This is a genomic window from Methylobacterium platani (assembly GCF_001653715.1).
Lineage (GTDB): Bacteria > Pseudomonadota > Alphaproteobacteria > Rhizobiales > Beijerinckiaceae > Methylobacterium > Methylobacterium platani.
Window position 1 is genome coordinate 66084 of sequence record NZ_LWHQ01000020.1, and the last position, 7686, is coordinate 73769.

General features: G+C 71.9%; 8 protein-coding genes and 1 other RNA gene. 1 reads left to right on the plus strand and 8 read right to left on the minus strand.

Annotated elements, in window-relative coordinates:
• Positions 1-57: 57 nt before the first annotated feature.
• From truA to ffs, 7 genes are all read right to left on the minus strand, one after another.
• Positions 58-810 carry a tRNA pseudouridine(38-40) synthase TruA gene (gene truA / locus A5481_RS11850; RefSeq protein WP_048432070.1) on the minus strand — a complete coding sequence of 251 codons (753 nt, stop codon included), beginning with the start codon at positions 808-810 and terminating at the stop codon, positions 58-60.
• Entirely contained in the window at positions 810-1742 is a 933-nt protein-coding gene (fmt, locus tag A5481_RS11855; protein WP_048432069.1) for a methionyl-tRNA formyltransferase, read from the minus strand. The genes truA and fmt overlap by 1 nt, the downstream gene beginning before the upstream one ends.
• 1 nt (position 1743) lies before the next feature.
• Positions 1744-2259: a peptide deformylase gene (def, locus tag A5481_RS11860; RefSeq protein WP_048432068.1), complete on the minus strand. Its 516-nt coding sequence runs from the start codon at positions 2257-2259 to the stop codon at positions 1744-1746.
• Between the two features lie 105 nt (positions 2260-2364).
• The gene (recR, locus tag A5481_RS11865) at positions 2365-2970 is read right to left on the minus strand and encodes a recombination mediator RecR (protein WP_048432067.1); all 606 of its coding nucleotides are present in this window, start codon (positions 2968-2970) and stop codon (positions 2365-2367) included.
• A 334-nt stretch (positions 2971-3304) separates the two neighbouring features.
• Positions 3305-3625 (minus strand): YbaB/EbfC family nucleoid-associated protein, encoded by a 321-nt coding sequence (locus A5481_RS11870; RefSeq protein ID WP_064503959.1) that lies wholly within the window; start codon positions 3623-3625, stop codon positions 3305-3307.
• Positions 3626-3688: 63 nt separating this feature from the next.
• Positions 3689-5626: a DNA polymerase III subunit gamma/tau gene (locus A5481_RS11875; RefSeq protein WP_064503960.1), complete on the minus strand. Its 1938-nt coding sequence runs from the start codon at positions 5624-5626 to the stop codon at positions 3689-3691.
• A gap of 62 nt (positions 5627-5688) precedes the next feature.
• An RNA gene (gene ffs / locus A5481_RS11880) (signal recognition particle sRNA small type) lies at positions 5689-5785 on the minus strand.
• Positions 5786-6021: 236 nt separating this feature from the next.
• Between ffs and A5481_RS11885 the strand changes: the two genes are divergently transcribed.
• Positions 6022-7011, plus strand: coding sequence for an alpha/beta fold hydrolase (locus A5481_RS11885; RefSeq protein ID WP_048435156.1), 990 nt, complete (start codon positions 6022-6024; stop codon positions 7009-7011).
• Between the two features lie 368 nt (positions 7012-7379).
• On the opposite strand, the gene A5481_RS11890 is transcribed toward A5481_RS11885, so the two are convergent.
• Positions 7380-7640 carry an NUDIX hydrolase gene (locus tag A5481_RS11890; RefSeq protein ID WP_156655621.1) on the minus strand — a complete coding sequence of 87 codons (261 nt, stop codon included), beginning with the start codon at positions 7638-7640 and terminating at the stop codon, positions 7380-7382.
• Positions 7641-7686: the final 46 nt, after the last annotated feature.

Genomic DNA, 7686 nt, shown 5'->3' on the forward strand with positions numbered 1-7686 from the left:
GCATCGCCGACGATGGCAGAAGCGCCCGAAACCGACAGGTGTTTCAGTGACGCTAGGTCACCCGACTTCCGCCGGATAATCCACCCCGATCAGGGTCAACCCGCCCGAAGGCGCCAGCGGCCCGCAGCGGGTGCGGTCGCGGGAATCGAGCACGTCGCGCACGCCCTGCGGGGTGAGCCGGCCGCCGCCCGCCAGCATCAGGGTACCGACCATGCCGCGGACCTGATGGTGCAGGAACGAGCGCGCCGCGGTGACGACGACGATCTCCTCGCCGTTCCGCGTCACGTCGAGCCGGTCGAGGGTGCGCACCGGGCTGTTGGCCTGGCACTCCGCCGCCCGGAAGGCGGAGAAGTCGTGCCGGCCGAGCATCAGCTGCGCGGCCTCGTGCATCGGCCCGGCCTCGAGGGCCCAGGGAACGTGCCAGACGAAGCCGCGGGTGAGGGCCGGCGGAGAGCGGCGGTTGAGGATGCGGTAGCGGTAGTGGCGCTTGATCGCCGAGTGGCGGGCGTCGAAATCCGGGCCCACCTCGGCGGCGGAGATCACCGCCACCGGCTCGGGCCGGAGATGGGCGTTGGCGGCGTCGCGCACGGTGTCGGTGCGCCAGGGCTTGTCGAGGTCGAGATGGACGACCTGATGCGTGGCGTGCACCCCCGCATCGGTGCGCCCGGCGCAGTGGACCCGCACCGGCCCGCCGACGAAGCGGGCGATCGCCTCCTCCAGCGCCTGCTGCACCGAGCGATCGGCGGCCTGGCGCTGCCAGCCGGCGAAGGCGGTACCGTCATACTCGACGACGAGCTTGTAGCGGGGCATCAGGCGAGGCGGGCGCCCGGCGCGAGCCGGCGGCCGCGGGCGAAATCCTCGAACGGCATCGCACCCTTGCCGGCGGGCTGCACGGTGACGAGGCGCAAGGCGCCCTCGCCGCAGGCGACGATGCCGGCGGCGTCCAGCAGCGTGCCGGGCTCGCCCGATCCGTCGGCGAGGCGGGCGCGCAGCACCTTCACCCGCTCCGGCCCGCGGCCGAGATCGGCCATCAGGTAGGCGCCCGGGAACGGCGACAGGCCGCGCACCCGGTCGTGGAGGATCCTTGCCGGCCGCGACCAGTCGAGCCGCGCCTCCTCGTTGGTGATCTTGTGGGCGTAGGCGACGCCCTCCGGCTCTTGCGCCCGGAAGTGCAGGTTGCCGCGTTCCAGCGCCCCGAGGGCCCGGGCCATCAGGTCGGCGCCGAGCGGCATCAGCCGGTCGTGCAGCTCGCCGGAGGTCGTGTCGGGGCCGATGCCCACCCGCTCGACCATGCCGACCGGGCCGGTATCGAGGCCCGGCTCCATCCGCATCACCGCGACGCCGGTGTCGTCGTCGCCCGCCATCACGGCGCGCTGGATCGGCGCGGCGCCGCGCCAGCGCGGCAGCAGCGAGGCGTGCAGGTTGAGGCAGCCCAGCGCCGGCGCGTCGAGGATCGCGGGCGGCAGGATCATCCCGTAGGCGACCACCACGGCGACGTCGGCCGCGTGATTCCGAAAGGTCTCGGCGGCCTCCTCGGTACGCAAGCTCGTCGGCGTCAGCACGGGAAGTCCGAACTTCTCCGCCAGCGCCTGGACCGGCGAGGGCCGCAAGGCCATGCCGCGGCCGGCGGGCGCCGGCGCGCGGGTATAGACCGCCACGACCTCGTGGCCGCCGCCGACGATCTCGGCCAGCGTCGGCACCGCGAAATCCGGGGTGCCCATGAACACGACCTTGAGGGGCATCTTACGCCGCTTCGCGCTTGGCCGCCTTGGCGAACTTCTTCATCACCCGGTCGCGCTTGAGCTTCGACAGGTGGTCGATGAACAGCACGCCGTTGAGGTGGTCGATCTCGTGCTGGAGACAGGTGGCGAGGAGCCCGTCGGCCTCCCGCTCCACGGTCTCGCCGTCGAGGGTGCGGAAACGCACCCGCACCCGGTCGGGGCGGATCACCTCGGCGTAGTAATCGGGGATCGACAGGCAGCCCTCTTCGTAGGGGCGGGTCTCCCCCGATGTCCAGACGATCTCGGGATCGAGGAGGACGAGGGGCTTGCGCTCCTCCTTCTCCTTCGAGGTGTCGATGGTGACGATGCGCACCGCCTCGCCGATCTGGATGCCGGCGAGGCCAACGCCGGGGGCGTCGTACATCGTCTCCAGCATGTCGGCCGCGAGCTTCCGCACGTCGCCGGTGATCGTGCCGACCGGGGCCGAGATCTCGCGCAGGCGCGCGTCCGGCAGGATGACGAGGGGACGGATGCTCATTCGGGCGCCAGCACAATCGGGGGGACCGGGCGCCGCAGGGCGCCCGCAAGTTTCCGGGAAATAAGGATTCGTGTCCCCCGGGTCAAACCCGTTGGTGCAGCGCGGCTAGAACGCCGTGCGCTGGCGGATCGCCGCCGAAAGGGTGCCCTCGTCGAGGTAGTCGAGCTCGCCGCCGACCGGCACGCCGTGGGCGAGGCGCGTCACCTTGATCGGCAGGTGGGTGAGCAGTTCGGTGACGTAGTGGGCGGTGGTCTGGCCGTCGACGGTGGCGTTGAGCGCCAGGATCACCTCGCGCATCTCCGGTGCACTCACCCGCTCGACCAGCCGGCCGAGGTTCAGGTTCTCCGGCCGCACCCCGTCGAGGGCCGAGAGCACGCCGCCGAGCACGTGGTAGCGCGCCGTGACGGCGCCCGAGCGCTCCAGCGCCCAGAGGTCCGACACGTCCTCGACGACCACCAGCATCGAGGGGTCGCGGCTCTGGTCGCGGCAGATCGTGCAGGGATCCTGCGTGTCGACGTTGCCGCATTCGTGGCAGACCACGATCCGGTCGGCGGCGACCTTCATGGCGTCGGCGAGCGGCGCCAGCAGCGTCTCGCGCTTCTTGATCAGCTGGAGGGCGGCCCGGCGGGCCGAGCGCGGCCCCAACCCCGGCATGCGGGCCAGGAGCTGGATCAGCCGCTCGATCTCCGGACCCGCGACGGCCTGGGGCATGGGTGTCTCGACCTTCGTGGTGTGCGGTGCGCAGGACGTGGAGGCACGGACCTTCCCCTCTCCCCGCGGGCGGGGAGAGGGCCTGGGGATCGAAGATCCCACCACCGTTCAGGGGACATGGCTAGCGCAGGCGAAGCCGGAGCGAGGGTGAGGGGGCGTTTCCGGACGTGCCTCATTCGGCGCCTCCCCCTCACCCTCGGCTGTCGCCTCGCTGCGTCCCCTGGACGGGGACACAGCCCTCNNCCTGGACGGGGACACAGCCCTCTCCCCGCCCGCGGGGAGAGGAGAATGCGCACGATCCGGCGTGCGAAACTCCGGGTCGACTAGAAGAAAGCTAGAACGGCAGCTTCATGCCGGGCGGCAGCGGCAGGCCCTTGGTCAGTTCCTGCATCCGCTCCTGCGCGGCGCGCTCGGCCTTGGCCTTCGCGTCGGTGAGCGCCGCGACGATCAGGTCCTCGAGGATCTCCTTTTCGTCCGGCACCAGCAGCGAGGGATCGAGGGTGAGCGCCTTCACGTCGCCCTTCGCGGTCATCGTCACCGAGACGGAGCCGCCGCCGGACGCGCCCGTGACCTGGACGCCGTCGAGCTCGGACTGCAGGTCGGCCATCTTCTGCTGCATGGCCTGGGCCTGCTTCATCAGTCCCATGATGTCCATGGCGGCGTCCTCGTGGTGTGAGAGTGAGATCCGGATGGATGTGGGGTGCAGGCCGCCGGATGGCTACAGGTCCGGGTCGTCCGCCTCCGGCGGCGGGATATCGCCCGTCGTCGCCGGGTCGGGTGCCTTGTCGCGCACGTCGACGATCTGGGCGCCCGGGAAGTTCTTGAGCACCGCCTGGACCAGCGGGTGGCTCGCCGCGCCCTGGTGGCGGCTCTGGACCGCGGCCTTGGCGCGGGCATCGAGCGTAGCCTCGCCGTCCTCTTGCGACAGGGTCACGACCCAGCGCCGGCCGGTCCAGGCCAGGAGGGCGTTGACGAGATCGGTGGCGAGCGTCGGCCGGCCGCCCTCGGCGAGGCGGAATTCGATGCGCCCGTCCTCGAACCGCACCAGGTGGACGTCGCGCTCCAGCGCCATCTTGAGGCCGATGTCGCGGCGCTCGTCGGCGAGCGCGACGACGTCCTCGAAGCGGCGCAGGCGCGGGCCTGCCTCCGCCCTCGCCTCGGCCCTGGAGGGGGGGGTGGACTGGACCAGGGTCGGGCGCGGCATCGCCGGAGGCAGCGCGGGGCGGGGCGGAGCCTCGGCCGGGGGCGCCTCGGGCAGGCTGCGCGCCAGGGCCGGCGCGGCGGCGCTCGTCGTACGCAGGGCGGTGACGGGCGACGGGGCGGCGGCCTGGGCCGGCATCGGCGCGGCGAGAGAAGGCGCGACCTGCATCGCCGGGGCGGAGGCCGCCGCCGGCGCTCGGGCCGGCAGGGCGAGGCTGCCGCCCTCCTTGATCTGGCGCAGGGCCTCGTCGGGGGTCGGCAGGTCGGCGGCGTAGATCAGGCGCACCAGCGCCATCTCGGCCGCCGCGAGCGGGCGGGCCGCCGCCTGGACCTCGGGGATGGCCTTGAGCAGGATCTGCCAGGCGCGCGACAGGGCGCGGACCGAGAGCCGGTCGGCGAAGTCGCCGCCGCGCACCCGCTCGACCTCGCTGAGCGAGGTGTCGGCGCGGGCCGAATCGGGGGCGAGCTTGAGCCGGGTGACGAGGTGGGTGAACTCGGCGAGGTCGGAGAGCACGACGCCCGGATCGGCCCCGGCCTCGTGCTGGGCGCGCAATTCCGAAAAGGTCGCCGGCACGTCGCCGCGCATCGCCGCCTCGAACAGGTCGACGACCCGGGCGCGGTCGGCCAGCCCGAGCATGTCGCGCACCGTCCCGGCGGTGACGTGGCCGGCGCCGTGGGCGATCGCCTGGTCGAGGAGCGAGAGCGAATCGCGCACCGAGCCTTCGGCGGCCCGGGCGATGGCAGCGAGCGCCTCGGCCTCGGCCGAGACGCCCTCGGCGTCGCAGATCTTCTGCAGGTGCGCGATGAGCGCCCCGGCCTCGACCCGGCGCAGGTCGAAGCGCTGGCAGCGCGACAGGATGGTGACTGGAACCTTGCGGATCTCGGTGGTGGCGAAGACGAACTTCGCGTGCGGCGGCGGCTCCTCCAGCGTCTTCAGGAAGGCGTTGAACGCCTTCTCGGACAGCATGTGGACCTCGTCGACGATGTAGACCTTGTATCGCGCCGAGACCGGGGAATACCGGATGCCGTCGATGATCTGGCGGACGTCGTCGATGCCGGTATGCGAGGCGGCATCCATCTCCAGCACGTCGATGTGCCGGGATTCCATGATGGCGGCGCAGTGCAGGCCGAGCCGCGGCAGCCGGATCGTCGGCCCGGCATTCGGGTCGTCGGGCAGCGCGTAATTGAGGCCGCGGGCGAGGATGCGGGCGGTGGTGGTCTTGCCGACCCCGCGCACGCCGGTGAGCATCCAGGCCTGCGGGATGCGGCCGGCCTCGAAGGCGTTCGCCAGGGTGCGCACCATGGCGCCCTGGCCGATCAGGTCGTCGAAATCCTTGGGGCGGTACTTGCGCGCCAGGACCCGGTAGGCGGGGGCCGGGACGGTCCTGGCCGGGCTTTCGCTGAACCCGGGGAGACCCGGCTCGTCGATCGAGGGCGTGCCGGAGGTCTCGTCCATGCGCTCGCAGGGTCGTGAGGGCGGCCCCCGGAGGGGGGCGCACGCGCTCCTGAAAGGGGAGGGGTGGGAGGCTGGACGAAAACCCGCTCGGTCTCGTTAGGGCTGCTTCCTTCCGGACCTGACCCGGTTGGCGAGTGAAACGTCCCTCGCCAACCTCCCGAGGTCTATATGGCGGGGCCGCGCCGGAAACGCAAGCGCAGGACCGACGCCGATGCATGCCCGCGCGCCGGCCGCGCGTTGTAAGAGCCTCTCACACCCTCGTGTCTTCGCATCGACGTATCGATGCGAAGACGCCCGGCGCATCAGCGCCGGCGCCCATTCGGGCTCGCCCGGCACCTTCGAACGGGTCCGTTCGAAGGTGCCGGGGTATCATTCCCCTCCGGAGACCCCGCCGCATGCGCCTCCCGCTCCTCGCCGCCGCTCTCCTGTCCGCCACGGCCGCCGTCGCCGCCCCCTCCTACGGCCCCGAGCTCGAGGGCTTCGACTACCCCTATCCGGTCAAGCGCCACGCCTTCGCGTCGCAGGGGCAGGACCTGTCGATGGCCTACATGGAGGTGACGCCCGAGCGCCCGAACGGCCGCACCGCGGTGCTGCTGCACGGCAAGAACTTCTGCGCCGCGACCTGGGGCGACACCGCCGCCGTGCTGGCCCGGGCCGGCTACCGGGTGCTCGCCCTCGACCAGATCGGCTTCTGCAAGTCGACGAAGCCCACCGGCTACCAGTTCAGCTTCGACCAGCTCGCCACCAACACCCACGGCCTGCTCGCGGCCCTGGGCGTCAAGGAGGCCACCGTCATCGGGCACTCGATGGGCGGCATGCTGGCGGCGCGCTACGCCCTGATGTTCCCCGGCGCGGTCGAGCAGCTGGTGATGGTCGATCCCCTCGGGCTCGAGGACTGGCAGCAAAAGGGCGTACCCTACCAGACGATCGACGCGGCCTACGCCGCCGAGCGCAAGACGGATGCGGCGAGCATCAAGGCCTACCAGCTCAAGTTCTACTATGACGGCCAGTGGAAGCCGGCCTACGACCGCTGGGTCGAGATGCAGGCCGGCCTCTACGCGGGTCCCGGCGCCGAGCGGGTGGCCTGGAACCAGGCCCAGACCTCCGACATGGTGTTCACCCAGCCGGTGGTGCACGAATTCGACCGGCTGCGCGTGCCGACAGTGCTGATGGTCGGGACCAAGGATCGCACGGCCCCGGGCGCCAACCGCGCCGCGCCGGCGCTGGCCGAGACCCTCGGCCGCTACGACCGGCTCGGGCCGGAGGTGGCGGCGCGGATCAAGGGGGCGCGGCTGGTGACGTTCGAGGGCCTGGGCCACGCACCGCAGGTCGAGGCGCCGGACCGGTTCCACGCGGCGCTGCTGCGGGAGCTGTCGGCGCGGTGAGGGGGTCTCTCGCCTTGCTCATGCGAGGCTGTTTTCGGGGAAGATGAGGCGCAGGTTCTCTCCTGTCCCGCCCGAGCTGGGCTGTTTGGGGAAAATCCACTCTGGAAACAAGCGCGGGATCCCCTCTCCCGAGTGGGAGAGGGGTAGGGGTGAGGGTGCTACGGTCATAAGTCTGGCTCCGAACGTCCCGCTGCCAGCACGACGCTCAGCGCTTCACACTGAAGCGTGTCACCCTCACCCCCGACCCCTCTCCCACACCTTGCAGCGATGCCGGGCAAGCCCGGCATCGCCTGGAGAGGGGAGGCGCGCCATTCCTTTCCCCGGACAGTCCTGCCTCTGCGGGGGAGGGTGCTTCCCGGGTCCGGCCGCTACCCTCGCAGCAGTTCCAGCAGGCCGCTCGGCAAGTCCCCCCGCCGGGCCCGCTCCGCCAAGCAGAACAGCAAGGCCACGCTCGGCCCGTCGGTGATCGCGCCCGACAGCGCCTCGGCCACCGCCTCGGCGAAGGGGAGGCGGCGCAGCCGCAGGCTCTCCTGCGGGTCGGGATGGGCCGCGCCGCGACTCAGGTTCCAGGCGACGAAACCCGGGACCCTCTCGCTCGAGATGCCCGGCGAGGCGTCGAGGCGCAGCAACTCGAGCCAGGATCCCGCCTCGTCCCCCAGGGCCATTCAAAGAAAG

Excerpts from the sequence above, each read along its gene's own strand:
- def (WP_048432068.1), bottom strand. The coding sequence starts at position 2,259 with ATGAGCATCCGTCCCCTCGTCATCCTGCCGGACGCGCGCCTGCGCGAG.
- A5481_RS11870 (WP_064503959.1), bottom strand. The coding sequence starts at position 3,625 with ATGGACATCATGGGACTGATGAAGCAGGCCCAGGCCATGCAGCAGAAG.
- recR (WP_048432067.1), bottom strand. The coding sequence starts at position 2,970 with ATGCCCCAGGCCGTCGCGGGTCCGGAGATCGAGCGGCTGATCCAGCTC.
- A5481_RS11875 (WP_064503960.1), bottom strand. The coding sequence starts at position 5,626 with ATGGACGAGACCTCCGGCACGCCCTCGATCGACGAGCCGGGTCTCCCC.
- truA (WP_048432070.1), bottom strand. The coding sequence starts at position 810 with ATGCCCCGCTACAAGCTCGTCGTCGAGTATGACGGTACCGCCTTCGCC.
- A5481_RS11885 (WP_048435156.1), top strand. The coding sequence starts at position 6,022 with ATGCGCCTCCCGCTCCTCGCCGCCGCTCTCCTGTCCGCCACGGCCGCC.
- fmt (WP_048432069.1), bottom strand. The coding sequence starts at position 1,742 with ATGCCCCTCAAGGTCGTGTTCATGGGCACCCCGGATTTCGCGGTGCCG.